Source organism: Paenibacillus sp. EZ-K15, assembly GCF_002573715.1.
GTDB lineage: Bacteria > Bacillota > Bacilli > Paenibacillales > Paenibacillaceae > Paenibacillus_AQ.
Genome location: NZ_PDHM01000018.1, coordinates 310,568 through 336,636 on the forward strand (window position 1 = coordinate 310,568; position 26,069 = coordinate 336,636).

The window sequence follows — 26,069 nt, forward strand, 5'->3', positions numbered from 1 at the left end:
AACCTGCTCCCTTCTCTTAAACCGGCTTCGGCTCTGATGTACGGACGCGAACATCCTTGATCTCATTCTCGCCATCCTCCAAGCAGCCAAAGCCGAACATGCCATGACCATAGGCGGTTTCCTTGCATTCTAGCACATTGTCTCCATTAATATACAAGATGAACCGATCCTTTTCGGACACCAGCTTCAAGCGGTATTCTTTCCCCCATTCCCAATCGTATCTTGCCGTAATCAGACGCTTGATCCCGAAGTCCTGTTTGATAAACGATACGGAATTCGGACCGTCGAACCCGGCCAGATAATGCTGCATGACCCCTTGCGCCCTTGTAATCAGACAATGGCTGGTGCCTGATATTGGTCTAATCGTCGCTTCAATCTCCATATCTCCTGCATAGTAATTGCCGGAAAAGGATGAAGTATCTCCTTCAGATATACAATGCAGTGCTCCGTCACGCAGCTCCCAGTTTCCTCGATGATGAGAAAATGGAGTAACAGAAGCGAACTCTGTGGCCTGCTTGGCAAAATCGATCGTATAATCCGCCGCTCCCGTGATGCGGAATTGCCCGACGAACAAACTACCGATAGCGCGGTTCAAGAGCGGCGACGGGCTCTCGAGTATCCAGCCGATCTCATCAATCATGGCGCCTTCGGTATCCGGAATGACGAATTCAACCGGGTTCCATTCCCCGCCAACCGGAGTATACGTTGCCAAACGTACTTCCTCCTGCGTATAAGTATTGCGCACATACGGAGTCAAGGTTACCGGTTCGCCTTCCCACTGATCCACATAAATTTGGGCGGATACGGTCTGCCCGCTATTGGCCAGAGGGGCAAAGGTCGGCTTATATTTCTCATCGTTAAACTCCGCCCGGCGATAGAACGGTTTATGGTAGATTTTGCTGCTGTCGCCTTCTACCAGTCGGTCAAAGACCACTTCCAATGATCCTCTGCCATCATACGTATTCTTGGTTGAATGGCGCAAGACAGGCGTCTTGAACGAGTTGCTTGTCCGAAAGCCGTGCGTGGACCCCGGCAGATCGAAATCGAAATACACCTCGCCTTGCTTCACCCGCGACACCAACGCTTCGGGTGCCTTCTCTCCATTGAGGCGATAGCCAAGCAGGGCAAGCTCTTTGGCGAATGTCGGAAAATCCACCAGATTCAAATAACCGGATACACTGGAAGCCACGATGAAGTCATTGATCGGCTTGCGATAATGATCCGGAATCCCCGCCAGGCCTCCGTAAACGCCAAGGATCGAGCCCACGTTTCCTGCGTTGCAATCGGTGTCCCAGCCACACATCGATGCGATCTCGACCGTGCGCGCAAAATCCCCCTCACCATACAGAAGGGCAAGCACGCAGACGCCTGCATTCGGGATAATGTGGCAGACGCCCGTATATTTATCGTATCCCCAGTGATCCTCCAAGTATTGACGGCAAGCGCGGAAATCGGATGGTTTCTCCCGGTGGAAGTCCATGACCGCATGCACCACGCGCGCATAGGTGGAGTCATCCGGAATCATGCGAAGTCCTTCCGCGATAATCTCATCCATGGATGAAGCATCAAAGGCTTTAGCTATGCAAGCAGCCATGAAGCGGGCGCCGTACAGCCCGTTGCCGTCGTGCGAGACACTGGCGGCTTTTTCCGCATAATCCGCCGCTTTCTCCGCCTGGCCCGGGAACAGCAGTCCCCAGGAATCGATGAAGATCTGGCCGCCGATCTGCTCCGCCATCTCCGTGCCGTTGACCTCAATCGAACCGGAGCGCGGGGCTGAAATGCCTTTGCGCAGATTAACATAAGCACGGTGCTCCGTACTGATATCCTCGCCGCCCCACCAAAACATGCCGATCCCTTCCCTTGCGTAGTTGAGCCATGCCTTGCCAACATCCTCCGGCTCAAGCTCGCGGTCCGTCGCATCGTCATACAGTGCGCGAATAAAGAATACCGGTCCGTTCGCGTCATCGTCGGCGGCAAAGGTTTTGTACGGCTTCACGTAATCCCGTATATCGCCGTACACATCCCGAATGCGTTCGTAAGTCCAAGCAACCGGTTCGATGGGGGCACCGAGTCTGATGCCAATGTTCATACCGATGAATCCTGCATATACCGTCTCCAGATAATGTTCAGGTATCATTTGCTCTCCCTCCTTGCCTTGAAACCATATATTTGCGCATGAAAAAGCTAACGATTAATAATTTGCTTTCGGTTCTCGTTGATCCGCAGATCATCCTCAATGATCTGCGCGGCAATGCCGCTGAATCGGTCCGCGATGGCACACAGGTCCAAGCGGTTTACCTTATTCAGCTGCTCGATATCTTCCTTGCGTATAACCTCACAGCCATACACGGCGCCCAGGATGACCCCGGCCATAACGCCGATCGAGTCTGTGTCACGCCCGGAGTTAACCCCGTCCAGAATCGAACGATAGTAATCGCCGTCGTTGAGAACGATAAACGCTAATGCCATCGGCAGCTCTTCAATCGACCATAGACGGCTCGGTGTATAATGATTGCTTAGGATGCCAACCTTGTCGATATGACGGCTCACGTCATCACCCATCGGCGAATACTTGAGCATGATCGCCTGAAACACCTCGATCACTTTGTCCATGTCATCCCGCTCCTGCCGCAGATCATAAGCAGCTTGCGTCAGCTCCTGAATGGCTGCTTTCGTGCCGTCTTTTGCCAGGCTGATCGCGGTGCGGACAATATCGTCCACACTCACCCCTGGCTCAAAGGCTTTCGCCACGCAAGCAGCCAGAACGCCTGCGGCTTCCAGACCGTAGCTGCTCTGATGACCCATCGCAAACAGGATGGCCTCATCATAGGCCGCCTTGGGGTTGCCGGCATTCACGATCCCGATCGGGGCGATATACATCGCCGCCCCGCAGTTCACCATATTCCCGATGCCGCCTTCTCTCGGATCGCAATTGGCCAGCACATGACGCATAAAGATATATTTTTCCGGATAGAACAATCGGTCAATAATCAATGTTTCCTCATTCAGCTCAGGGACAAACGTCTTGCGGAACGCAATCTCCTTCACGAATTCATTGCCCATATCATAGGCATCCAGATGCCTGCCCTCGGTAAGATACACGTTCATGAGCGCAATGGTCATCAACGTATCATCCGTGACAATGCCATCGCCTCTTACCCGGCCAAGCCGGACGTCGGCGGGCAGATCCATCTTATGCCATCTTGTCATCAGGGATTCCACGCGTCCGTATTTGGACTTGATCTCCCCGTACGTCAATTTCTCGATTGGAGCTCCCATTGCGTCTCCGAGCGCGGTGGATATCACCACGCCCCTCACCCGGTCACGAAACGAAGTCATAGTTATAAGCTCCTTACTTGATGTTTTCGTTAGCGTATTTCGTTATCTCTGCTCCGCCTGCAGCATTCCAGGCCTCAACGAATTGATCAAACTGTGACAAGTCCATCTTGCCTGTAATAAAGTCCGTGGAATATTCCTTGTACAGATTGTTCATCGCATCCCAGTTCGCAATGAATTGCTCAGGAATGATAAAGTTGTTGTCTTCCGTGTAGAAATCGGTAGCCATTTTCAACGATTCGGTTCCCGGCTCACCCAATAGCGGTGTTTTCAATGGTGTTTCGGATTTGATCTCGGTCGGCTCCCAGAAACGCGCATACCATTCGCTATAGTATTTCTCGTTCAACTCGATCTCGCCGTCAACCACCTTGTAATGCTCGTCTTCAAAGCCGAGGCGGTCCAGCATTTGCCCCTTCGGACTTGCAAGGTAATCGAAGACCTTGAACGCTACGTCCTTATGCGGTGACTGCGAAGAGATCGCAAGTCCTCTGGATTCCTTCGTCACGTCGGTTGCCCCGAAGCCTTGGGCTTCACCCTTGGCAGGCGGCAGCACGATTAGATTTGCATCATCTCCGCCGAGTTCCTGCATTCTTCCGTCATACAAATCGATGATTTTGCCGGCTGTGCCCGTAATAACGGCAGCTTCCCCTTTATAGAAGGCATCTTCCTTGGTATCCCATTGCTTTGTAATGAATTGCGGGTCCAGCAGCCCTTCCTTGTAGAGCTTGTTGTAGAACGTCAGCTTTTCTTTTTCCTTTTGGGAAACCTTGGAGTACTCATAAGTACCGTCTTCCTTCTTGAGCCAAGTCGTATCCAAACCGAAAGCCGTATTGAAAATGAAGTTGATCTCGGCAATATCGCCTGCAGCCGTCAGCGCGTAACTCGGCTTGCCTTCACCCGGCTTCTTCTCCACCAGTTCCTTGAAGAAAGCATAATAATTGTCGACGGTCGGATTCTCCATCAAGGCCTTGGAGCTCTCCATGGCATTAAACCAGTCGGCCCGGATGACCGGAGTTTTAGGTGCGAGCGGCTTGATCCACAGCAGATACGGATAGCTTGCCATCCGCGTTTGGTTGTGCGGCTCAATGATATCTTTAATGTAAGTCGATTTTTCAATGTAAGGCGTCAGATCCTCCAGCAGACCTTGATCGGCAATTTGCTGGTCTCCGCCCTGGAAGTAGATGATATCCGGAATGGTTCCGCCCAGCAGCAGCAGATTCAGGTTCTCGGCATAACTGCCTTGTGCGAGATCCACTAGCTCGAATTTCACGTTCAATCCTTCGTCTTCAGCCAGGGATTTCTCCAAGGTCTCGAAGAATTTAACGGAAACAGGGTTCGCCGTTCCTTCATCCTTGTACACGATCTTCAGCGTAACCGGATCACCACTTCCATCAGGCTGCGCGGTCCCGGGTTCGGCCTGACCCGCTCCCGGAGTCTTCGAATTCGATGTACATGCCGACATGACCATAACCAGCATGGCAACGACTAATAACAGGCTTAATTTTTTCATGTTCATCTTTCTCCCCTTTTTTGAATTTGAACATTCATGCCTTAAGTGTGCTGCCTTCCCGGCTTAATCCTTGACTCCGCCTTCCAGTTCGCCTTTGGCGTAATATTTCAAAATGAACGGATATAGGAATAACAGCGGTACAATCGCAATCATGATCGTACCTGCCTGCAGGGAAGCGAAATCAAAATTGATGGAGCTGTCAAACATGTTCTGGTTGCCGATCAGGGACGTATTGTCCTTACGGACAACAAATTGTCTGAGTACAACCTGCAGCGGCCATTTGGTCGGGTCTGAAATGTAGAGCGTGGCTCTGAAATATTCATTCCAGTGATATACCCCGTAGAACAAACCCAATGTCGCCAGCCCCGGTTTGGACAGCGGCAATATGATCCGGCTGTACAAGCGGAAATGGCCTGCGCCGTCGATTCGGGATGCCTCCAGAATCTCCTCCGGAATGTCCTGAATGAACCGCATGAGGATAAAGAGATAGTACACGTTAATCGCTTTATACAGGATCAGTGAAGTTAGCGTATTCATCAGTCCGAGATCCTTTACCAGCAGGTATTCGGGAATCATGCCCGGCTCAAACACCATAATGACGATCAGAAAGAACAACACAACCTTTTTACCGATAAATTCGGTTCTGGCCAGCACGTACGCCGCCATGGAGGTTAGCAGCAGATTCAGGAATGTACCCGCTACGGTAATCCATACCGAGTTCAGAATACTGCCCGTAATCAAGGGATTGGACAATAACAGTTGGTAATTGATCGTTGAGAATCCCTTCGGAAAAATGTCCAGTCCGCCCATCAAGTGGGCTTTGCCGGGATCGGTTAAGGATAGCGCCAGCAGATTCAGGAGAGGAACCAATACCATGAGCGTAAACACAAACAACATGAGATAAATGACGATTTTCGAAACTTCCAGTCGTCTCATCGTAAATCCCTCCTTTACCAGACGCCCTTGCCCGAGAAGCGCTTCGATATGAAATGCGTGCCCAGGATGAGAATGATACCGATCACGCCCTTGAACAAACTCGCTGCGGTTGCATAAGCAAACTGTCCGTTCCCGATACCGATTCGGTATACATATGTGTCCAGAATATCCACCACACTGATGATGGAATCGTTCATAAAGTTAAACACCTGATCGAAACCAGCATTCATGAAGAAGCCCAGATTCAGAATGAAGACGGTTACAACTGTGCTGTATAAATGAGGAAGCGTAATGAACCTCATCTGCTGCAGGCGGGTCGCCCCGTCAATCTTGGCTGCTTCATACAATCCTGGGCTGATCTTCATGATGGCTGCCAGATAAATGATGGAGTCCCAGCCGGCGCTTCGCCAGATTTCGGAAAATACAAGCACCCAACGAATATGCTCTTTGCTGGTCATGTAATCAACGGACGGCAGTTGAAAGAAATTCGCAATCAGATTGACTCCGCCTTCGGCAGGATTCAAGAGGCTGATCCAGATCCCGGCAATAACGACCCAGGATAGAAAATGCGGTAAATAAACAACGGATTGCACGTATTTGCGGTATTTCGAGCTTCGAACTTCATTAATAAGCAGTGATAACATGATTGGAATCGGGAATACGAATACGATTTTCATCAAACTGATGATGATGGTATTCTGCAGTACGCTTGTGAAAGCGGGCGAGCTGAATAGCGTCTTAAAGTGCTTCCACCCCACCCATACATGATCCCCCAGAATCCGGTAATCCTGAAAGGCAAGCTTCATGCCGTATAGCGGAATGATGTGAAAGATAAAAAAGTAGAGCAGAGGCAGCGACAGCATTGCGTACAGTACCCAATCCTGCCTTAAGCGTCTCAACACCCTCATGGCTTACCCCTCCTCCAGATGTTCAATGGATAATTTCATGAGGGGAGCATGCTGCTGGGCTCCGTACACGTCGCGGTCGCCGACGCTGCCGGACGATATATCCCGCGACATCGTGATTTTGAAACCCAGCGCCTGGTCGAAAAATACCAGGTGATGAATCTGCTCCTCCCGCAGCTTATACAGCTCACATATCGTCCGTTTTGTAATGATGCCGGACTGTTTCACTTTGTCATATTGCTCTTTGGAATCAAACAACACGTCTAAAGTAATTTCGAAGGGGCCTGAGTTTTTACTTCGCAGCACCTTCGCCAAATCGCCGAGTTGAGTCATGGTTTGATCCTCCTTATCGATGCTCTATCCGAAAAGCATTATTGTTCATTTCCATCAGATGGTAGACGGAGAATTCATAGACAGGACCGAACTCGATATCGCTTGGCGCGAATGGAAAAGCCAGATTGCCTGCCGTTGATTTACGGCCTTCGTATCCATAATGCAGGAAGGTGGAACGCACCGTGGCGCAGATGCTGTTTGCTAACTCCTGCGTCTTGGCCACCACTTCGAACATAACGCCGACCTCGTGTCCGACGAACGACTCAGGCTCCTTGCTTCCGAGAACACCGTTCTTGCCGTAGTTGTAAAATTGAATCTGATAATCCGATTCCGGAATTTCCTGGTAATATTCCCGTGCCTGATTGCGAACATACTCCTCAACCTCTTCCAGCTTCCCGATCAGGATCGGATCCCGGATCCCCGCCACCACGAAGGTCCGATAAGCGACGCGTCTAGCACCTTCCAGCTTAATGAAATATTTCTCTGCCGGAAGGAACCGGCTGCCGGTTACGCGAACGACGCCTTTCTCCTCTTCCTCGAAGCGGCAATTCTCCAAGTCCAGCGTAAATCCGGGACCATGCAGAATATAAGGATGTTCCTTCTCATAAAAGGTATGTGCCGCAACGCTGGTCGGGCTGCACGTCCGGTCCGGGTTAAGCGACTGAACGGTAAACGAATCGTCGCTGATCGTGCCAAGAATGCTGTCTTTGGTTGTTCCCGGTTCCGCGCACAATGCGCCGCATTCCAATATTTTGCCCAGATGATAGGATAGCCCCGGGTCCTTGCCGTGGTAGATCCCGATCGCCGCGAAAGGCGAAGGATCATACGCCCGGCCGCAGACGATGATGTCCACGCCCTGTTGAAGCGCTTCCACAATGGGTTCATGTCCCATCTGGGCAACGATGCTGTTGGTGGAGTCAATCAACTCACTGGTGAGTGGCGGAATATTCGGACTTAATGCCTTAATCCGCCCTTCTTCCTTCGCCTGATGGATTTCCTCCCGGGTGAAGTCGGCCCATATGACGGACACCTTGGCCTGAAGTCCCCGCTCATCCAAAATTTCATCAATGATGTCGAGTGTCCAATTCACATGGGTCCGTGCGCCCGAGCCGCCGGCCGAGCCGATGATGATCGGAATTTTTCGGGGCAAACCGTTCGTGAGCATCATATCCAGGTCTTTCTTAACCGCCCGCTTGCTGACGATCGATACACCTGCGCCAAGCTTATGCGGTCCCCCATCCGTTGAGCCCGCATCAACAACGATGCCGTGCAGCTCGAACTCCAGTCCGTTCATGAAGGATTGTTCAGGAAATCCGTATCCCAGCATGCCGCAGGGGGATAGAATTCGAATGTCTGTATTCATCTGCAGTCCCTCTTTACCAAAATATTCACCCATGACCATTGGATAATTGGATTATCCAATTTGTGCTAAAAGGGGTGCGTTTCTCCCCTCTTAAACATGAATGTAGTTTTTCTGTATGTTTTCTTTAACCCTGCTGAGATGGTTCAGCAAAGCCAGCTTTGCTTTTACCGGATCGCGTTCTTTAATAGCTTGCAAAATAAGTAAATGTTCTTCGTAGACCTCACTTTTGCGACCCGGAATCTGGGCTGTTTTGCTCAGCGTCCGCTGAAGCAAATCCATATGCAATTCAATCATATTGACGAGAACAACGTTATGTGTGGCTTTGGCAATTGACAGGTGAAACGCCTGATCCGGCTTCGAGCGATCCTCCGCATTCTGATCGATCTCCCCCCACGTTGCGAAAGCTGCCTCAATCTCGGCGATATCCTCATCGGTTGCACGCTTGGCCGCCAGCTCCACGATTCCCGTCTCGAACAATTCACGTGCCTCTAACAACTCAATGATGGTCGCGCGTTCGATATTATCCAGGATACGGCTGCGATCCTCGGCAACATCCAGTGCCTTACTCAGGAAGCGCCCGCCGCCGGGTCTGGCTTCAATCAGTCCTTCGCGCTCCAGAATGCGGAATGCTTCCCGCAATGTCCCGCGGCTAATGCCAAACGATTGGGCCAAGTCCCGTTCAGTCGGAAGTACGTCACCCGGAGCCAGATTTCCTTCCAGAATCAGATTCTTGATCTGTTCGATAACATCCTCGTATACCCGATGATATTTAATCTTCTTAATGGTCATATGACTACCCTCTCTATCCCTACTTGCGCAAACGATAATTGGGTGATCCAATTAACCGCATGTTTAGCATAAACGCATCGTAAAAGGCTGTCAAGCATAAAAATAGCGCTTACATCATCGTTATGAAGATATTTATTGCCTGATTGAAGACATATACCGGGTAATTGGGTGACCCAATTACTTCGGATGTTCCTCATTTTTCGCATCATCTTATTAATCAAATTATCCCATTATCTACACCGTTGAGTATGGATTTATTCTAATATATGGTAATATTATTGATCCAACATCGACTATAAATTTCAAGGCAAATAACCCTGGCCTTGGACAAGAATCCATGACAGGGCTCGTGCTCTCTAGAAAATCCAATGTTAGGATTGCGGTCTTCGTTTTGCCAACATCCATCTGACACATCCATATAAGCTGCCCAACAGAATAAAACCTCCAATTGCAGCCACGGTAAGCCATTCGCTATTCCGCTCGATCATGCCAAAAGTTACCTGAGCCTGGAGGGATTCCGCCCGTTCATATTGCCTGGTCAAATCCAGATCCCGCACATGTCTCTGTGTTAGCACCATGCCTTGCAAGATCATAAATACAAAGTAGCCTATGTATATCGCTGAAGCAAACAGCACGGATTCCATAACTACACGTTTACGAGTCATTACAATTCTTCCTCTCTCCTTCTGACTTTCTAACCACAACCATAGTCCTTATATCCACTTCACAATCTCACTGATCACATAAGCGGCCGGAATGATCACGAGTTGTGCCAGCATGGTCCCAAAAAACCTTGAAACCATCAGCATCGTATACACTTTGCCAAGCTGGTCCCTCGCTTCCTCGTTCCGGGTCGCCTTGTCGGTAATCAAACCAAGCTGGGGATCGATAAATATCGTTAAAATAATCGTTGCAATTCCGTTAATCAGTCCGGATGCTTGGGATGCCGTGGTGCTGTACTGGGGAACGAGATGGGCTGCGTACAGGGATGACAGGACACCTACTGTGTAAAAAGCGGTGACCACAATATTCAGTATAATAAACCGTTTAGGTACTCCTAAGTAACGAAACTGACTCCATTTCAAGTTGGGCTTTCTTATGTAATGCCTTGTGTTCTTGAGCTGTCCAATAGTCACACTGGATACCAGCTTCGGGATCGATCCGGCGACCTCCAGCTTGCTGATGACTCTGCTGAACAGATTAACGAAGGTGGGAAATAACGCGATTGCAACAATCGTTCCGATCGAGGCGGCCAACAAAATCGCCCTGAAATAGGAAAGCACGTCAAACGAAGGATCCACCTTCGCATAATCAACAAACTTGGCCGTCAGCGGGGCTTGAACTAAGTTGGACGTTCGGGAAACCAGCACAATGATCCCCGTCAACGATAATGCAACAGCAATCTTGTTTAGCTTCACCCCGGCATATCTTGCGGAGTATGATAAGGTTTCCGCCGTATGAATAATCATCGTCAGTACAAACACAACGATCAAGCTCTGTATCATAGAGGGCTCCTCCCCACCTGATGTTCAGTTCAAACGCCGTACCCTGTATTGTCGCCAATGGAGTCTGCAAGCTCTAGCCCACTCTTTATATCTATCCGATTTACGATCGAATTAGTACGTGCCCTCCCTGCTCTTCCAGCGTCAACGCCGTCCGGCTATATATCTGATGCAGCTGCTGTTGAGTGATAAGACTGGCTTTGTGTTCAAACGTTACATGAAATCGTGAATTGCGATCTGCAAGATACCGCAAATAGGCGTGGGCATCTCCATAATTCACATCATGATCCTGCTCTGGCAGGACAGGCAGATGATGCGTGAATTGGTCCTCATCATAAAATACGTTACTGTAATGGACCAAGTATACCTGGGATGCCATCCGATCGAGAAAATGATACGGGTCAAACCCGTGAAAGGCCCTGCGGGTAATATCAAGCCTGGCTGTATCCAGCACAAACCCGATTTCAGGATAAGCGTGAAAGCTATCCACAAACACATCCTCGTAATCACCAAAAAAATCATGCTCCAGCACAATGCGCTGCCTGTAACGGAGCTGCAGCTCACAGAGGAACTCAAATAACCGCTTGGAAATTTCCCGGAATTTTGTTTTGCTCAATTGGTTGTAACTATAACGATGTGCGGGACCGGGAAGTCTCGGATACGGGGTAAAGGGCTCCTGAAAGACCGGATAGAATGGATAATGGAACAGCATATAATCTGCGCCCACACTGGATGCTATCTGAACTTCGGCCGAGATTTGTTCAAGTGCTTCCTGAAAGACCTCGGACTCCGGTGCATTAACTTGAGGCAATCGAAATCCAGCGTCGCCGAGAATCGGGGCATGCACACCGAAAGCGATCCGCTGGCTGCAGCAAAAATCGCTGACCTGCAATAATGCCTCCCGATTCAGAAAGCTGCATATTTCCATCCCGCTGATATGCTTGTCAGCAAGCTCATCCCATCGATCTTCCGTAAAGTGATCCCACATCCCTACCTGTAAACGCCTCGAAATCATGCCTTTGCCGCCTCCTATGACTTTCCAATTAGCCATGCCGAATCATGGATCCATAATCAACGCTGACTCGGCTGTGCGTAACGGACGAAAGACGAATCGCATCCAGAACAGCTTGTACCTTGTGGCCGTCCACGAAATTCGGCATATTCAACGTTGGTTTATTTGCAATTATGCTGTGGTACATGCCATCTATCATCTGATAGAAGCCGTTATAATAGTGCACTGCCGGGGCCTCCAGGTTAGCCGGAGGGTCAACCGGATCAATCGGGATAGATTCAAACGCCCCGCCAAAGCTGCATTCGAGGGTATGGTCATCTCGCATTACCAGCGTTCCCTTCGTCCCGTAGATCTCCAACGTCCAGCCCGCTCCGCGGATTCCCGGAAAAAATACATCCGCAAGGACAGAGGCTCCTCCCTTAAAACGCCCCGAAAAGGTAAAGGCATCCTCAGCGTCCCTGAACTCAAGCCCTGCATCTCCGTTATAGGCCGGGATCTGAGTTCTCAGGTCACCGTACACTTCCGTAATCTCTTCGTCCATCCACCATAGGAGTGAATCTACCATATGCGAACCGATCGCAAACAGGAATCCACCGCCATCCTCGCGGCGCGCTTCCCATCCCCGGTAAGAATTAGCCAGTACGGAGTATCCGGGGAAGCTCCCTGTATATTTGATATGCTGAATGTCTCCCAGCTCTTTACCTTGCAGCATGTGTTTTATTCGTTGCCGAATCGGCGTCCATCTCCATTGAAAATTAACGAAAGCATGTCGGTCCAGCCGTTCCGACTCTCTCAGCATTTGTAACGTTTGCTCCGTATTCATGCCCAGAGGCTTCTCCGTCAGGACATGGCGGCTGGACTGCAGGGCGAGCATCGTCATTTCATAATGATGGACGGGTGCCGATACGATCGATACCAGATCCAACGGCTCACTCTCCAGCATGTCACGCCAATTCCTGTAATACGGAATTCCATTCCACAAGTGGTCCTCCGTACGTTGTCGATGGACACTAGCAATGGATTTCACCTCAATCCCCGGGTGCAGCTGAAGAATGGGAGCATGAACGGTACCGCCAAATCCGGTCCCTATGATTCCTACTGACAATGTCTTCATCTTATGAAACCTCCTAACATCAAGCTACCCGCCTGATGTTATTTTAACATTATTTCCCTCCCCCGTACCCAGCGACTTTGGCCAAGCCAAACTTTTCAATGATCTAATGTACTCCTGTATCGTCGATGCTTTAAGTTTAAACGGTTGTTGCTTAGATCATAATGGAACTATAGAGGCTTATGTTTAAACGACGCTAATGTTGACTTAGCAGGGGGATCAACATGTGGAAAATGGTGCTTTCCTACCTTCCGGATTGGAAGGTTTTCATGCAGGGTTTCATCGCATTTCTGATTCCGTATATGATCTCAAGGTTTTTTAAATGGATTCATAACTCAAAGGAAGACTGAGGAAATGGCGGGTATCAACAATGAAACAACATGAGAATGAAAAAAGCAAAACATTGAGTTCTGCTCCAGCCTCATTAGAGCATTTTACGGGGAATTTCACCTTGGATCTTGAACTGGTAAGGAAAGAAATCGGCCATAACTCGGATGTGCACTTTAGGGAGTTTCATATAGGAGGCACAGGCATTTGTGCGGCCCTCATTTTCGTAGATGGACTGTCGGATAAAGAACTCATCGACAAACACATCATGAAATCTCTTATGGTGAACTTCTGCGAAAAAAATAATCAGGATCCATCTTTTGTGCAAGGGGCCGTTTCTAAAGAGTTTATTAAAAATCAAGTTCTTACCATTAGTGAAGTAACAGAAGCCCATCATGTTCATGATTTGGTGTCCAAGATATTGACAGGTTCGACTGCACTGTTAGTAGATGGCGTGCAGAATGTACTCATTCTCGGTACAACCAAAGGGAAATCGCGCAATAATGAAGAACCGTCATCGGAACCATTGGTTCGAGGCCCGCGGTTAGGATTCACAGAATCGTTAAGTGATAATACTGCCCTTTTACGACAGCATGGTGATAACAGCAACTTATCCATCATCAAGTTTCAAGTAGGAGAACGTTCAAAAAAAGAACTTGTCATCGCCTATATCAAAGATATGGCTGACCCTGCTTTGGTGGAAGAGGTCCAGGAAAGAATCAAAAAAATAAAGATAGATGATGTACCGGAATCAGGCTATGTAGAGCAGCTGATCGAGGATAATTACCTCAGTCCTTTTACACAAGTACAGAATACGGAGCGTCCGGACCGCGTTTACAGTGCCTTGATGGAAGGACGAGTTGCAATCTTGTTAGATGGGACGCCTTTCGCATTGATCGTTCCGGTTTCACTTAGTATGATGCTGCACACACCAGAGGACTATTATGATCGTTGGTTACCGAGTTTTCTCATCCGCCTATTGCGTTATTTCGCGGCCCTTATATCGCTTTTTGGACCCTCCTTGTATATTTCGTTTGTGTCGTTTCACCAGGGAATGATCCCAACCAAACTTGCCTTGTCTATCATGGGTACGAGAGAAGGTGTTCCGTTTCCCGCAATAATCGAAGCACTGATCATGGAAATAGCGATCGAGATTCTGCGGGAGGGTGGGCTGCGATTGCCTAAACCCATTGGTCCGGCCATGGGTATCGTCGGCGGATTGGTCATTGGGGAAGCCGCCGTACAAGCGGGGATAGTCAGTCCGATTTTGGTGATCGTGGTGGCGTTAACTGCCATTTCCTCCTTTACGGTCCCTCAATACAGCGCTGGAATTACGTTTCGCATGCTTCGTTTTGTAGCCATGTTTTTCGCTGCTGTGTTTGGATTATACGGCGTCGTTCTGTTTTTCCTTTTCCTTTGCAGCCATTTAGTGAGGTTGAAGAGTTTTGGTGTTCCCTTTATCACTCCGATCGTTCCTTATCGAGCCAGTGATTGGAAAGACTTTATGATTCGTATGCCACTTTTGAAGATGAAACGCCTTCGGAAGGCGATACATAAGAAAGATTCCATCCGCTAAAGATAGCTCTCTATGAAAGGAAATACACCAACATGATAGGTAGTTCAAAAGACCAAATTACGACTTCGCAAGCAGTTGTTATCCTCGTCAATTATATTCTTGCAGCCGGGATCCTCACCCTCCCCCGCACATCTGTGGAGAAGGTGAAAACACCCGATGTATGGATCACCGTTATTTTGGGCGGGATGATCGCCATGCTCGTAGGTGTGATCATCGTGAAATTAAACAAGCGATTCCCCGAAAAAACCTTTTATCAATATAACCAAGAAATTGTAGGAAAATGGGTGGGCGGGCTCCTCAGTTTACTTGTGATCGGCTACTTTTTTACCATTTCTGCATATGAAGTCAGAGCCATGGCAGAAGTAACCGGGCTTTTTTTGCTGGAAGGTACCCCCACCTGGGCTATCATCCTGCCTTTTATGTGGATAGGTCTCTATCTGATCATAGGCGGAATCAACACGATCGCCCGTTTGTTTGAAATCATATTTCCAATTACGATCGCCATTTTTTTACTGGTTGCTTTTTTGAGCTTAGGCATATTTGAGATTGATAATCTCCGTCCCGTATTAGGATTGGGGATTGCCCCCATGCTAAAAGGAATAAAGACAACCGCTCTTGCATTTTTAGGTTCTGAAATTATGCTGCTCCTTGTAGCGTTTATGAAACAGCCGGACAAAGCCGTAAAAGTTGTTCTAGTTGGCGTATTCATCCCCTTGCTCTTTTACGGCATAACCGTTGTCATGGTCATAGGAGCCCTATCGATCGATGGAGTGGTCACGAGCACATGGCCTACGCTTGAGCTTATGCGAAGTTTTGAAATCCCCGGTTTGATCTTTGAACGGTTTGAATCTTTGCTGCTTGTGATATGGATTATGCAAATATTCACGACCTTTACCATTACCTATTATGCGGCTGCTTTAGGGCTGGCTCAGTTGTTCAAAAAGAAGATCCATCCATTTATATATGGCTTGATTCCGATTATTTACATCATTGCCGTGACTCCCAAAAATATCAATGACCTCTTTAAACTTGGGGATATCATCGGTAATGTAGCGTTATTATTATTTGCTGTACTACCATTAATCTTACTTCTAGTATCGAAACTGAGAGGTGGAAAAGCTTGAAGCACATCACGATACGGATCCTCTTGAGTGCGCTGTTGGTTCTTATACTCCTACCTCTTACTGGATGCTGGAGCAATAAAGAAATTGAAGATCTAGGCCTTATTGTAGGCACTTCATTGGATTTGGAAAAACAGGAGGGGGCTCGGGAAGAGTCAGCGGGACAAACAGGCAGGTATTCTAACCGGGATCAAATTACGATAACCAATCAATTTCTCACCGCAGAGACAACAGGTAAAGGAACAAAAACAGGTTCATCACCACAAAAAGCTTACAACAACGTTTCTGAAACAGGAGATGCTATCCTGCCGACTTTACGCAATATGGTATTAAGAATCGACAAACGTGCCTTTGCCGAACATTCAAAAGTGATTGTCATTGGAGAGGATCTTGCGCGTACTTTGGATTTGCAAAAGATGTTGGATTTTTTTATTAGAGAACAAGAGATGAGACCAAGCGGCCTCCTTCTAATTGCTCAAAACCGTGCGAGCAAAACACTAGAATCGAAAAAGCCGATGGATATTCCAGCGTTTCAACTCGTTGAAATGACACACGGTCACGGAAGAACAACGAAGATTTTGCCTCCTACTACGCTAACAAAAATAGAGGGGAAGCTCCATTCAGGGGCCAGCTTTCTTTTGCAAAATGTCGTCTCGAAGAATGAAGAAACAAAATTTACAGGTGCTGCCGTCATTGAAGGAAAAACAAGAAAACTACGGGGTTTTTTGAATGAAAAAGAAATAGAGGGCTTAACGTGGATAACCGGAAAAGGAAAAGGCGGTTTGGTGAAAAGCGTTGATAAAAAGACAGGTGAGCCCATTATATACGAGATGTTGTCCATGAAAAGTAAAATTAAACCTCATGTTAATGGGAACAACATCTCGTTTGATATAAAAATCGAGTCTGAAGGAAGAATTGCCGAGCATTGGGTGGTTTCGGAGAAACCCATGGAAACTGACTTTTTGAAAAGAGTGGAAAAAACTGTTGAAGAAGAGGTTGAGCGTTTGGTAAAGAATGTACTCGATAAAATTCAACATGAATACCGAACCGATGTTGCCGGCTTCGGAAACAAATTGAGAATTAAGTATCCTCATGTATGGAAAAATGCCAAAAAAGATTGGGACCAAACATTTAGTGAGGTTCCGATCAAGTATGAGGTGAAAATAACGATCAAAGATTATGGGACGTCCGATGAATGAGTTCGCTTTATATTCTTCTTCATTCCAATGGTGAATCGCTGAAAGCCCAACTTCTCATAATACGGTTCCAGCCCTTCCTCACACATCAGTTGCGGGAAGACCCGGGACTTCTCGCAATGTTCAACCAATCGATGGAGGATCTCGCGGCCTATCCCTCTGGACTGATAATCCGGATGTACGCCTAATCCGCATATAACGCCGGTAATAACCCCATCTGAAATCAAACGTCCCATGCCTACCAGTTTATGCCCTTCATATGCATAGATGGCATACCAGCTCTGCAAGCACATGGTTTCCAATTCGGTAACGGATAGATGAATAGAGTTCCAACCAAGCGAAACGTACAAAACTTCCAGTTGACGAAAATCCTCAGGCGCCTCTGAGGTATATATTACGGTCTGTACCATACAATCACCTTCCTTAGGATCTGGTTACCGGATACGCCATGACACTCATTAAGGCATTCTCAGCCTGAGTCGAATCGAGACGGCTGTACTGAACAAATATAGGTGCACTACTTGTAACCTCCATGGCATAGGGAATACCTGGAGGAATGCCTTTCAAGCCGTCCGTTTGAAGCGAGCTGGTTCGTATGTGCTTGGTTCTTCTAGCTGGTACGATGGTTTCCATTCCTAGCAATGGATCACGATCCTCGAAGTAAGCATGTATCGTAACCACAACGTCCTGCTCGGATAAGTTCAAGACACAGACGGATTCATGACTGGTTAATTCTCCGCTGCTTTCAGGAGGGATATACCCGTCCGGAATAATCCAATGTTTTTCACCTTTTGACATGTGTTTCGCTCCTCGCTAGTTATGAATTAGGGTACATAACATATATAAAAATACATTCGCGATGGACTCCGAAAGTTCCTTTAATCCTCGATCCACCCCATCGTGCTAGCGTAGAAATAGAGAAAATGGCTGGAGTCCAAGCGCCTTCAAACCGCCAACCACCATATTGGCCAATCGGGCCGCACCGCACTCTTGAAAAAGAGTGTTGTCCATTCATTACGCCCTGCTGAAACAGCAGAAACTCCCCTGGCCTCCCCCACATTAACACGGATTTAGTCCCTTCGGGACCCAGCTGGTTAAAATTTTGTCTAAATCCATTATGGATTGGGAGCCTCCGAACATAAATTCAAATAACCGTTCTCCTTGTTCAAATAACCGACTACATAAGCAAAGTCTCTTTAATTATTCCAGGTGCTGGAATAACAGCGCTTGTATTGACAGCGTTTACAACCCGGTACATAATGTGTACACAACATTTTAGGACCAGCGCAAGGAGACGTTGCTGTGCAAAAATGGATAACGATTTATAAAAATATGAAAATCAAAAACAAGCTTTCCCTTCTTATCAGCTTAATCGTTGCAATGGCATTTACCTTCGCCGTCATCGTCCAGCAATATGCCTTCTCCATCTACGACGAGCAGCTGTACCTCAAATCATCCCAGGTCTTACACCTGTCCTCCTCTGCGATTGAGTCAGAGCTCGAGCGGATCGAACAGTTATCCTTCAACATCATTACCGATACCCAGATTCAAAATATGTTACGTTCCATCGCCGGGAGCGACTCCGATTATGATCGCCTCATCCTGCGACAGCATCTGGTGGACCGCCTCCTGAATTATGTAGGCTCCGAGCCGATGCTCTATTCGATCCACCTGATCGATTCCTACGATAAACAGCAGGACGTCGGCAGTGTCGTCCCGATTCATCCCGCCAAAAAGGAGTTTATTCTACAGCTTGCCGGAGATGCGGATGGAGAAGAACGCTGGGTATACCCGGACGAAACGGATTCGGCTCTTCTACTTTCCCGGGAAATAAGATCCTACTCTGGAACCTTATTCGATCTTAACTACTTGGGAACCATCATTATTCGTATCAATATGGACAAAATCGTCCGGAAATCCGCCGGTGGGGAAGGCGACCTGATCGTAACTTCGGGCACGGATGTCATCTATCCAGCAACGCCGCACTTCGATCCGGCTGTCATTCAATCCTCCCTTTCATCCGGTAACGGGTACCTTACTCGTGAAATGGATGGCCATACTTACTTTATCGCACATAACCGATCAGGCAATACCGGATGGACGTATATGAATGTCACGCCCTTTAATCAATCCTTCAAGCAAATCATATTCATCAAAGAGCTTGTCATTATCGTGTTTACCGTTATTTTCGCTGTTGCGATCCTGCTCGGCATCCGGTTCAGCCGAGGCCTGACACGTCCCATCGAGAGTCTCATCACCCGGATGAAGCTCGCGGAAAAAGGAAACTTTGTGGGAGCCAATGTGCTGCCTCAGGACGCTGCCCCTGTCGCCATGAACGAACTGGGACTGCTGCATCGGACATTCCGCCTCATGATCGAGAGAATCAACGCGCTCATTACCGAGAACTACTCGAACCGGCTGTTAATCAAAGAGACCGAGTTCAAAGCGCTGCAAGCGCAAATCAACCCCCACTTTCTGTATAACACGCTGGAATCCGTGAACTGGCTGGCGAAGATGAACAAGCAAACCCAAATTTCCGACATGGTACAAGCCCTAGCCTTCCTTCTTCGGAATTCCGTCAGCTTGAAGGAGCCGATTCTGACACTGAGAGAGGAACTGGAGATTGTCAGGAACTACGTCATTATTCAGAAATTCCGATTTGAAGACCGCCTAGATTTCACGATGGATGTAAAGGAGCAGGATTTGCAGCGCAAAATTCCAAAGCTGTCCCTTCAGCCCCTGCTCGAAAATGCGATTCATTATGCGCTGGAGCCTTCCGTTAACCCTTGCCGAATAACGTTGTCCTGCATGGAGACCCCTTCCGCGTTCTGCGTCATGGTCGAGGATGACGGCCCCGGCATGCCGCCGGACACCCTGACGCAATTGCGAAGCGGCGAAATGGCCACCAGCGGTAACGGGATCGGACTGTTAAACATCGATGAACGGATCAAGCTGGCTTTTGGCGAGCACCACGGGTTAGCCATCGACAGCGGATCGGGGCTTGGAACCCGGGTGATGCTGTCATTACCCAAATAACGGAGGGATTCGGATGTATAAAGTTCTGCTTGTGGACGATGAACGAATTATTCTAGACGGCATATCACAGATGGTGGATTGGTCGGCATACCGAACCGAGCTGGCCGGTACCGCCCAGAACGGAATTCAGGCATATGAAAAAATCGTCAAGGAAAGCCCGGATATCGTCGTATGCGACATTCACATGCCCGGGCTGGATGGTCTTGAGCTCGTAGCCAAGACCCACGCCTCCCATCCTCATATCAAATTCGTGCTGCTGTCCGGCTTCGGCGAATTCGAGTATGCCAACCGCGCCATGCAATACGGCGTGAAGCATTACCTGCTGAAGCCGACCGACGAGGTTAAGATCGGGGGAGCACTGAAAGAGGTCACTGACGAGCTGACCCTGAACCAAAACAAGGAGTCTTTTATCCAGGAGATGAAAGGCCGTCTCTGCAAGGTGCTCCCTCATGTCAAAGAACAGGTGCTCAAAGAGTTTGTCATCAATAAATCCTATGGACGCCATGACCTGGAGGAGTACCGCAGCCTGTTCGAAACTAATTTCGATCAACCCGTCCGTCTGCTGTTGTTCCAGCTGGAGGGCATTGTCGAATACGAGCATCAATTCGCCGTGAAGAACATCGCCGAGGATCTGTTGGACACCACGCTGCTGAGTACGACGATCGGGCAGCATGTTCTAGTGCTAATCGAGAACCACCATGATCAGCAGCGGCTCCATCAACAGCTGCAGGATATCCGCTGTACTTTTAAACAGTATTACAAGATGGACGTCACAATCGCGATCAGCGATCCCGGACCTGTAACCCTGACGCGGAAGCTGTATCGGGATACGCTGCAATGCCTGAACTACCGTTTCTATCTGGATGAGAGCGGAATGATCACCACGGAAGACACGCTTCATTCCGGCGGCTTGGAAGGAACGTTTGTCCTCGATGAGGAGCGCCTATGCATGCCTGTCCGATCCGGCCACCGCAACGAAGCGGAGCTTGCCCTGGCCGAATTCATTCAGGAGCTGAAGCGTGCGCAGCTTAGTATCGACATGACCAAATCCTATGTCATTCAGCAGTATGTATCCCTTATCCGTTTAACCGACCCGGATCAGATGCAAGAACGCTATGCACGGATTCCGGAAATCGCCGAGATGAGTACGCTTCAAGTCATTCAGGCCTTTTTGGAAGAAACGGTACGGGAAATCACGCTGCGAAGCTTCGAGCAGAACAAAGTCAAATATAATACCATCGTCCGCAAGGTAGTTGAGATTATCGAGGAGCAGCTGGGGAACTCGGAGCTTACGCTCAATCTGGTGGCAAACGACATGCTGTATATGAACGCCGACTATCTCGGCAAGCTGTTCAAGAAGGAGACCGGCGAGAAATTCTCCAATTACGTGATGAAACTACGGATGAAGCGCGCAACTGAAATGATGGTGAGCGATCCTGATATCAAGATTTTTGAAATGGCAGAGTGGCTCGGTTTCGGCGATAATCCTCAATATTTCAGCCAGGTGTTCAAAAAACAGATCGGGTGCACACCCTCCGAATATATGAAAAAGAGTGATTAACTTGTACGTACATCTCTGCTTTTTAAACAAATTGCACGGTTTTTTTCCTTACTCTTTCCCCGTGAAAACAAGATAATTGGGAATGTAAGCACTAACATTTGAAGCGATATAAAGTTGTTTATCAACAAAGGGGAGGAAATGGAATGAAAAAAGTGTTAAACGCGGTTCTGATGTTTTCCCTGATCGGGAGCTTGATTGGCTGTTCGGGCGGCGGCGCTGCCGACCCACCGGCCAACAGCGGAACCGGAACGGAGACACCACCGGCGGCTGCAAGCGATAGCAAGGATCCGGTCAAACTCCGCATTGCGTGGTGGGGTGGCCAGTCCCGGCATGATTATACCTTGAAGGTCATTGAATTATATGAGTCCCAGAATCCGCATGTCACCATTGAGCCTGAATACGCTCCATTTGATGATTACTGGAAAAAGCTTGCTCCCCAAGCGGTGGCTGGCGGACTCCCGGACATTATTCAAATGGACATCTCCTATCTGAACCAATATGCAGGCCGGAATCAGCTGGCGGATTTGAAGCCGTTCACGGAGAGCAGCGAGCTGGATGTAGCCGATGTCAGCGAGAATGCGCTGAGCGGTGGTGAGGTCAACGGCAAGCTCGTTGCCATGAACCTCGGCGTGAACGCACTCCAGACCACCTTCGATGTCGAAACGATGAAGAAGAACGGCATCGATATTCCGTCCAGAGAATGGACTTGGGATGACATGGACACAATGGGTGCCCAAGCCAAGGAAAAAGGCCTGCAAATCGGAGGCTTTGCTTACCGGCATGACGTTTTCTTTCCTTACTACCTAAGAACTATCGGCCAGAAAATGTACAGCGCTGACGGTAAAACGATCGGATACAGTGACGACCAGCCCTTTATCGATTATTTCACACGCTATCAGAAATGGTACGACAACGGATATATCCTCTCTCTGGACAAGGAAGCCCAGAAAAAAGGCGTAGCGGAAGAGGATGAAATTGTCCTTGGCAACTCCATCTCGGGCACCGGCTGGTCCAACCAGTTCCTTGCTGTGGCCAATCTGGTCACCGATCGTCCATTGGAGCTGAATCCGATGCCCGGGCCTGGAACGAAGGACGGTCTTTTCCTGAAACCTTCAATGTACTTCTCGGTCACCGAAACCTCCAAGCATAAAGAAGAAGCTGCAAAATTCATCAGCTTCTTCATTAACGACATTGAGGCAAACAAGCTGATCAAGGGAGAACGCGGCGTTCCCGTATCCGCCAAGGTGAAGGAAGAGCTCAAGCCACTACTCTCGGAGAATGAAGCCAAAATTTTCGACTATGTCACTTGGGCTGAGGCCAACAGCACGCCAGGCGATCCTCCAAACCCGATTGGCGCGGTGGAGATCGAGAAGCTGCTGCGAGATCTCAGTGAACGCATTCTGTTCAAGAAAATCTCGATCGAAGATGCCGCGGCTGAGTTCCGCAAGGAAGCGAACGCCGTCTTGGCCAGATCTCAGCAATAACCAGGACATGGTCAGACAAGGCATCTCCCGCACGTCTTTCCCGTGTGCGCAAGAGATGCCTTTTTGACATCCGTGACCCCTACACGGGGCGCAACCAAATCTGAATTGTAGGGGTTGAAGTCTATGAAGAGGCTCCGTGAGAACGAGCATATCACCGGTTATGTTTTTTCTGCACCGTTCGTTCTTGGTTTTCTCATCTTTACCTTATATCCAATCCTGTCGTCACTGTATTATTCGTTCACCAATTACAATCTGATGGAAGCGCCAAGATGGCTGGGCCTCGGGAATTATGAGCGATTGTTCCTGGAGGACGACAAGATCGGCAAGTCATTTCAGGTCACGTTCACCTATGTATTTGCCAGCGTTCCCCTCCGCCTCATCTTCGCTCTTTTTGTTGCCATGATTCTGAATACCGCGACCAAGGCAGTGGGACTGTACCGCTCGGCCTTCTACCTGCCTTCTCTTATTGGCGGAAGTGTGGCCGTGGCTATCATGTGGCAGCAGATCTTCGGTGACAAGGGTCTTGTGAACTCTGCCCTGTCCCTCTTCGGGATTCATTCCACGACCTCTTGGATCGGGAATCCGAGCACGGCACTTTGGACGCTGATCGCTTTGTCCATCTGGCAGTTCGGCTCCTCAATGATTATTTTTCTGGCCGGCTTGAAAAATATCCCGAAGGATTACTATGAAGCTGCCAGCGTGGACGGCGCCAACGCGGTCCATCGCTTTTTCAAAATTACGCTGCCTATGCTCAGCCCGATTATTTTGTTTAATTTGACGCTCCAGACGATTTCGGCATTCCTGACCTTCACCCCCGCCTACATTATTTCGCGTGGGGAAGGCGGACCGCTGGACCAAACGCTGCTCTATTCGCTTTACTTGTACCGCAAGGCGTTCTCGCATTTTGAGATGGGATACGCGTCGGCGCTTGCCTGGATCATGCTCATTATCGTCGGTGTCCTAACCCTGCTCATCTTCAGATCATCTACCCGCTGGGTTCATTACGAGTCGAAAGGAGATTGACGGTTATGACCAAATCCAGACGTTTCCTCTACCATACCCTGGTCGGATTGTTCGCCCTCGGCATGACCTATCCAATTCTATGGCTGGTGGCAAGCTCGCTCAAACCCAACCATGAAATATTCACGACGGCTTACAGCCTGATTCCGAGTCGGCTGGAATTCTCGAATTATGCTACAGGCTGGAAGGGGTTTGCCGGAACTACCTTCGGTACCTTCTTCAAAAATTCTTTTATCATTGTCATCATATCCACCATCGGTGCCGTCGCTTCCTCTGCGCTTGTCGCCTTCGGCCTGGCTCGGACCAAGTTCTTCGGCCAGCAGTTCTGGTTCGCCTGCATGATGATTACGATGATGCTGCCCCATGATGTCGTGATCGTTCCGCAATATGTCATGTTCGCCAAATTCGGCTGGCTGTCTTCCTTCAAGCCGTTAATTGTTCCCCAATTCTTCGGGATTCCGTTCTTCATCTTCCTGATCATGCAATTCATCCGCACCATTCCGAAGGAGCTGGACGAAGCCGCCAAGATTGACGGATGCAGCAAATACGGGATTTTCTTTCGGATCGTCGTACCATTGATCGTGCCCGCTCTCATTACGTGTTCGATTTTTTCCTTCTACTGGAGATGGGATGACTTCATCAATCCGCTCATTTATTTGAACAATCCGGAGAAATACCCGGTATCACTTGCCTTGAAGCTGTTTCTTGACGGAGAGTCGCTCAATAACTGGGGCGGCATGTTCGCGATGGCTACCTTATCGCTGCTGCCGGTCGTCATCGTCTTCTTTATCTTCCAGAAATATATCGTGGAAGGGATCAGCACGACGGGATTAAAAGGGTAATCCTTACACATCGACGCAATTGAATATGAAGGGAGTTTCTAACAATGCCTGCACTTGTATTTGATGATCAACAGATTGAGCATGTCATAGACCGGGTGGTAGATCGGACTTTTCGCATGGATTTCAGCTGGGACTGGCCGGGTGGGGTCGCCTTTTACGGAGTATGCGAAGCCTACAAGGCCACCGGCAAAAAGGAGTATCTGGAACAGCTGAAAGCCTGGGTCGACGAAAACATGGAGGAGGGGCTGCCGAAGCTGTCCGTCAACGGCGTCTCCATCGGCCACTCCTTGTTAACGTTGTACGAAGTTTATGAGGATGAGCGGTATATCGAAACGGCCAAGGAAATGGCCGAGTATCTCACGCATGATGCGCTGCGTTTCGGCAACGGCATCTTTCAGCATACGGTGAACTCCGAAACGTATAACTTTCCGGAGCAGGCGTGGGTTGATACGATGTTCATGGCAGGCTACTTCCTGCTTCGGATTGGCGTGATGCTGGACCGGGAGGATTATTTCGAGGATGGCCTGAAGCAGTATCATGGCCATGAGGATTGCCTGCAGGATCCCGTTACAAATCTGTATTACCACGGCTGGGACAATATCGCCGGCAACCATATGTCCGGCGTCTTCTGGTGCCGGGGCAACGCCTGGGCTGCCCTTACGATGGCCCGTGCTCTAGAGCTCGTCCCGGTGACGCATCCCTCCTTCATGATCATTGAGGGATCGCTGCGCGACCAGCTCAGCGCCCTAGTCCGGCTGCAGCATGAATCCGGCCTGTGGCATACAATCACGACCGATCCGCAGTCTCCGCTGGAAACATCCGGCTCGGCCGGAATCGCCGCCGCCCTTCTGACCAAGGGACGCATCTACAATAAATACACGCAGAAGTCGATCGACGGCATTTTGTCCAAGATCACTGAGGATGGCAACGTTACCGGCGTATCTGCGGGAACGGCCGTCATGAAGGACGCCGCGGGATACAGAGGCGTGCCGGATAAGCGGATACAAGGCTGGGGTCAAGGGCTGGCCTTGACCTTTCTCGCGGAAGTGCTGAAGATCAAGGACAATCCTTATTGATTAAATGCGATACAAAAAAGGCAGGATTGGAGA

At 49.0% G+C, this 26,069-nt stretch carries 23 protein-coding genes; 9 read left to right on the forward strand and 14 right to left on the reverse strand.

Annotated features, from left to right (window positions below; genetic code table 11):
- Positions 1-16: 16 nt before the first annotated feature.
- The 12 genes from CRG97_RS21735 to CRG97_RS21790 all read right to left on the reverse strand — a co-directional run bounded on the left by CRG97_RS21735 (position 17) and on the right by CRG97_RS21790 (position 12,800).
- Positions 17-2,137 (reverse strand): ADP-ribosylglycohydrolase family protein, encoded by a 2,121-nt coding sequence (locus CRG97_RS21735; protein ID WP_098747231.1) that lies wholly within the window; start codon positions 2,135-2,137, stop codon positions 17-19.
- Positions 2,138-2,184: 47 nt separating this feature from the next.
- Complete coding sequence (locus CRG97_RS21740; RefSeq protein WP_098747233.1) at positions 2,185-3,339, reverse strand: ADP-ribosylglycohydrolase family protein; 1,155 nt, start codon at positions 3,337-3,339, stop codon at positions 2,185-2,187.
- A 13-nt stretch (positions 3,340-3,352) separates the two neighbouring features.
- A complete protein-coding gene (locus CRG97_RS21745; protein ID WP_098747234.1) occupies positions 3,353-4,846 on the reverse strand; it encodes an extracellular solute-binding protein in 1,494 nt (497 codons plus the stop codon).
- Between the two features lie 63 nt (positions 4,847-4,909).
- Positions 4,910-5,782 (reverse strand): carbohydrate ABC transporter permease, encoded by an 873-nt coding sequence (locus tag CRG97_RS21750; protein WP_098747235.1) that lies wholly within the window; start codon positions 5,780-5,782, stop codon positions 4,910-4,912.
- 14 nt (positions 5,783-5,796) lie between these two features.
- The gene (locus tag CRG97_RS21755) at positions 5,797-6,690 is read right to left on the reverse strand and encodes an ABC transporter permease (protein WP_098747244.1); all 894 of its coding nucleotides are present in this window, start codon (positions 6,688-6,690) and stop codon (positions 5,797-5,799) included.
- Between the two features lie 3 nt (positions 6,691-6,693).
- Positions 6,694-7,020, reverse strand: a complete 327-nt coding sequence (locus tag CRG97_RS21760; protein ID WP_098747246.1) for a DUF4387 domain-containing protein — start codon at positions 7,018-7,020, stop codon at positions 6,694-6,696.
- A gap of 13 nt (positions 7,021-7,033) precedes the next feature.
- Positions 7,034-8,383 carry an acyclic terpene utilization AtuA family protein gene (locus CRG97_RS21765; RefSeq protein ID WP_237566525.1) on the reverse strand — a complete coding sequence of 450 codons (1,350 nt, stop codon included), beginning with the start codon at positions 8,381-8,383 and terminating at the stop codon, positions 7,034-7,036.
- 90 nt (positions 8,384-8,473) lie between these two features.
- Complete coding sequence (locus CRG97_RS21770; RefSeq protein WP_098747251.1) at positions 8,474-9,172, reverse strand: FadR/GntR family transcriptional regulator; 699 nt, start codon at positions 9,170-9,172, stop codon at positions 8,474-8,476.
- Between the two features lie 371 nt (positions 9,173-9,543).
- Positions 9,544-9,837, reverse strand: coding sequence for a hypothetical protein (locus CRG97_RS21775; RefSeq protein WP_098747253.1), 294 nt, complete (start codon positions 9,835-9,837; stop codon positions 9,544-9,546).
- A gap of 48 nt (positions 9,838-9,885) precedes the next feature.
- The gene (locus CRG97_RS21780; RefSeq protein WP_098747255.1) at positions 9,886-10,677 is read right to left on the reverse strand and encodes a lipid II flippase Amj family protein; all 792 of its coding nucleotides are present in this window, start codon (positions 10,675-10,677) and stop codon (positions 9,886-9,888) included.
- Positions 10,678-10,777: 100 nt separating this feature from the next.
- On the reverse strand, positions 10,778-11,689 hold the full coding sequence (locus tag CRG97_RS21785; protein WP_098747257.1) for a xylose isomerase: 912 nt from the start codon (positions 11,687-11,689) through the stop codon (positions 10,778-10,780).
- Positions 11,690-11,717: 28 nt separating this feature from the next.
- A complete protein-coding gene (locus CRG97_RS21790) occupies positions 11,718-12,800 on the reverse strand; it encodes a Gfo/Idh/MocA family protein (protein ID WP_098747259.1) in 1,083 nt (360 codons plus the stop codon).
- A gap of 367 nt (positions 12,801-13,167) precedes the next feature.
- Here CRG97_RS21790 and CRG97_RS21800 point away from each other — a divergent pair, with 367 nt between their 5' ends.
- Genes CRG97_RS21800 through CRG97_RS21810 form a run of 3 tightly spaced genes read left to right on the forward strand, consistent with a single transcriptional unit; the run spans position 13,168 to position 17,020 of the window.
- The gene (locus tag CRG97_RS21800; RefSeq protein WP_098747274.1) at positions 13,168-14,700 is read left to right on the forward strand and encodes a spore germination protein; all 1,533 of its coding nucleotides are present in this window, start codon (positions 13,168-13,170) and stop codon (positions 14,698-14,700) included.
- Positions 14,701-14,732: 32 nt separating this feature from the next.
- Positions 14,733-15,824 carry a spore germination protein gene (locus tag CRG97_RS21805; RefSeq protein ID WP_098747276.1) on the forward strand — a complete coding sequence of 364 codons (1,092 nt, stop codon included), beginning with the start codon at positions 14,733-14,735 and terminating at the stop codon, positions 15,822-15,824.
- Positions 15,821-17,020, forward strand: a complete 1,200-nt coding sequence (locus CRG97_RS21810) for a Ger(x)C family spore germination protein (protein ID WP_098747279.1) — start codon at positions 15,821-15,823, stop codon at positions 17,018-17,020. Before CRG97_RS21805 ends, CRG97_RS21810 begins: the two co-directional genes overlap by 4 nt.
- Here the strand turns inward: CRG97_RS21810 and CRG97_RS21815 are convergent.
- Entirely contained in the window at positions 16,999-17,427 is a 429-nt protein-coding gene (locus tag CRG97_RS21815; protein WP_098747281.1) for a GNAT family N-acetyltransferase, read from the reverse strand. The genes CRG97_RS21810 and CRG97_RS21815 overlap by 22 nt on opposite strands.
- A 13-nt stretch (positions 17,428-17,440) precedes the next feature.
- The gene (locus tag CRG97_RS21820) at positions 17,441-17,815 is read right to left on the reverse strand and encodes a sensory rhodopsin transducer (protein WP_098747283.1); all 375 of its coding nucleotides are present in this window, start codon (positions 17,813-17,815) and stop codon (positions 17,441-17,443) included.
- Positions 17,816-18,319: 504 nt separating this feature from the next.
- On the opposite strand from CRG97_RS21820, the gene CRG97_RS21830 reads away from it, so the two are divergent.
- The 6 genes from CRG97_RS21830 (at position 18,320) to CRG97_RS21855 (ending at position 26,036) form a co-directional block, all read left to right on the forward strand.
- Entirely contained in the window at positions 18,320-20,053 is a 1,734-nt protein-coding gene (locus CRG97_RS21830; protein WP_098747286.1) for a cache domain-containing sensor histidine kinase, read from the forward strand.
- A 13-nt stretch (positions 20,054-20,066) separates the two neighbouring features.
- Entirely contained in the window at positions 20,067-21,614 is a 1,548-nt protein-coding gene (locus CRG97_RS21835; protein WP_098747288.1) for a response regulator, read from the forward strand.
- Positions 21,615-21,757: 143 nt separating this feature from the next.
- Positions 21,758-23,098 (forward strand): ABC transporter substrate-binding protein, encoded by a 1,341-nt coding sequence (locus tag CRG97_RS21840; protein ID WP_098747291.1) that lies wholly within the window; start codon positions 21,758-21,760, stop codon positions 23,096-23,098.
- Between the two features lie 123 nt (positions 23,099-23,221).
- Complete coding sequence (locus CRG97_RS21845; RefSeq protein WP_009589786.1) at positions 23,222-24,121, forward strand: carbohydrate ABC transporter permease; 900 nt, start codon at positions 23,222-23,224, stop codon at positions 24,119-24,121.
- A gap of 62 nt (positions 24,122-24,183) precedes the next feature.
- On the forward strand, positions 24,184-24,960 hold the full coding sequence (locus tag CRG97_RS21850) for a carbohydrate ABC transporter permease (protein ID WP_373456890.1): 777 nt from the start codon (positions 24,184-24,186) through the stop codon (positions 24,958-24,960).
- 44 nt (positions 24,961-25,004) lie between these two features.
- Positions 25,005-26,036 carry a glycoside hydrolase family 88/105 protein gene (locus tag CRG97_RS21855; RefSeq protein ID WP_098747295.1) on the forward strand — a complete coding sequence of 344 codons (1,032 nt, stop codon included), beginning with the start codon at positions 25,005-25,007 and terminating at the stop codon, positions 26,034-26,036.
- Positions 26,037-26,069 lie beyond the last annotated feature (33 nt).

Coding starts and splice junctions, on each gene's coding strand:
- CRG97_RS21735 (WP_098747231.1), bottom strand. CDS start 2,137: ATGATACCTGAACATTATCTGGAGACGGTATATGCAGGATTCATCGGT.
- CRG97_RS21740 (WP_098747233.1), bottom strand. CDS start 3,339: ATGACTTCGTTTCGTGACCGGGTGAGGGGCGTGGTGATATCCACCGCG.
- CRG97_RS21745 (WP_098747234.1), bottom strand. CDS start 4,846: ATGAAAAAATTAAGCCTGTTATTAGTCGTTGCCATGCTGGTTATGGTC.
- CRG97_RS21750 (WP_098747235.1), bottom strand. CDS start 5,782: ATGAGACGACTGGAAGTTTCGAAAATCGTCATTTATCTCATGTTGTTT.
- CRG97_RS21755 (WP_098747244.1), bottom strand. CDS start 6,690: ATGAGGGTGTTGAGACGCTTAAGGCAGGATTGGGTACTGTACGCAATG.
- CRG97_RS21760 (WP_098747246.1), bottom strand. CDS start 7,020: ATGACTCAACTCGGCGATTTGGCGAAGGTGCTGCGAAGTAAAAACTCA.
- CRG97_RS21765 (WP_237566525.1), bottom strand. CDS start 8,383: ATGAATACAGACATTCGAATTCTATCCCCCTGCGGCATGCTGGGATAC.
- CRG97_RS21770 (WP_098747251.1), bottom strand. CDS start 9,172: ATGACCATTAAGAAGATTAAATATCATCGGGTATACGAGGATGTTATC.
- CRG97_RS21775 (WP_098747253.1), bottom strand. CDS start 9,837: ATGACTCGTAAACGTGTAGTTATGGAATCCGTGCTGTTTGCTTCAGCG.
- CRG97_RS21780 (WP_098747255.1), bottom strand. CDS start 10,677: ATGATACAGAGCTTGATCGTTGTGTTTGTACTGACGATGATTATTCAT.
- CRG97_RS21785 (WP_098747257.1), bottom strand. CDS start 11,689: ATGATTTCGAGGCGTTTACAGGTAGGGATGTGGGATCACTTTACGGAA.
- CRG97_RS21790 (WP_098747259.1), bottom strand. CDS start 12,800: ATGAAGACATTGTCAGTAGGAATCATAGGGACCGGATTTGGCGGTACC.
- CRG97_RS21800 (WP_098747274.1), top strand. CDS start 13,168: ATGAAACAACATGAGAATGAAAAAAGCAAAACATTGAGTTCTGCTCCA.
- CRG97_RS21805 (WP_098747276.1), top strand. CDS start 14,733: ATGATAGGTAGTTCAAAAGACCAAATTACGACTTCGCAAGCAGTTGTT.
- CRG97_RS21815 (WP_098747281.1), bottom strand. CDS start 17,427: ATGGTACAGACCGTAATATATACCTCAGAGGCGCCTGAGGATTTTCGT.
- CRG97_RS21820 (WP_098747283.1), bottom strand. CDS start 17,815: ATGTCAAAAGGTGAAAAACATTGGATTATTCCGGACGGGTATATCCCT.
- CRG97_RS21835 (WP_098747288.1), top strand. CDS start 20,067: ATGTATAAAGTTCTGCTTGTGGACGATGAACGAATTATTCTAGACGGC.
- CRG97_RS21840 (WP_098747291.1), top strand. CDS start 21,758: ATGAAAAAAGTGTTAAACGCGGTTCTGATGTTTTCCCTGATCGGGAGC.
- CRG97_RS21845 (WP_009589786.1), top strand. CDS start 23,222: ATGAAGAGGCTCCGTGAGAACGAGCATATCACCGGTTATGTTTTTTCT.
- CRG97_RS21850 (WP_373456890.1), top strand. CDS start 24,184: ATGACCTATCCAATTCTATGGCTGGTGGCAAGCTCGCTCAAACCCAAC.
- CRG97_RS21855 (WP_098747295.1), top strand. CDS start 25,005: ATGCCTGCACTTGTATTTGATGATCAACAGATTGAGCATGTCATAGAC.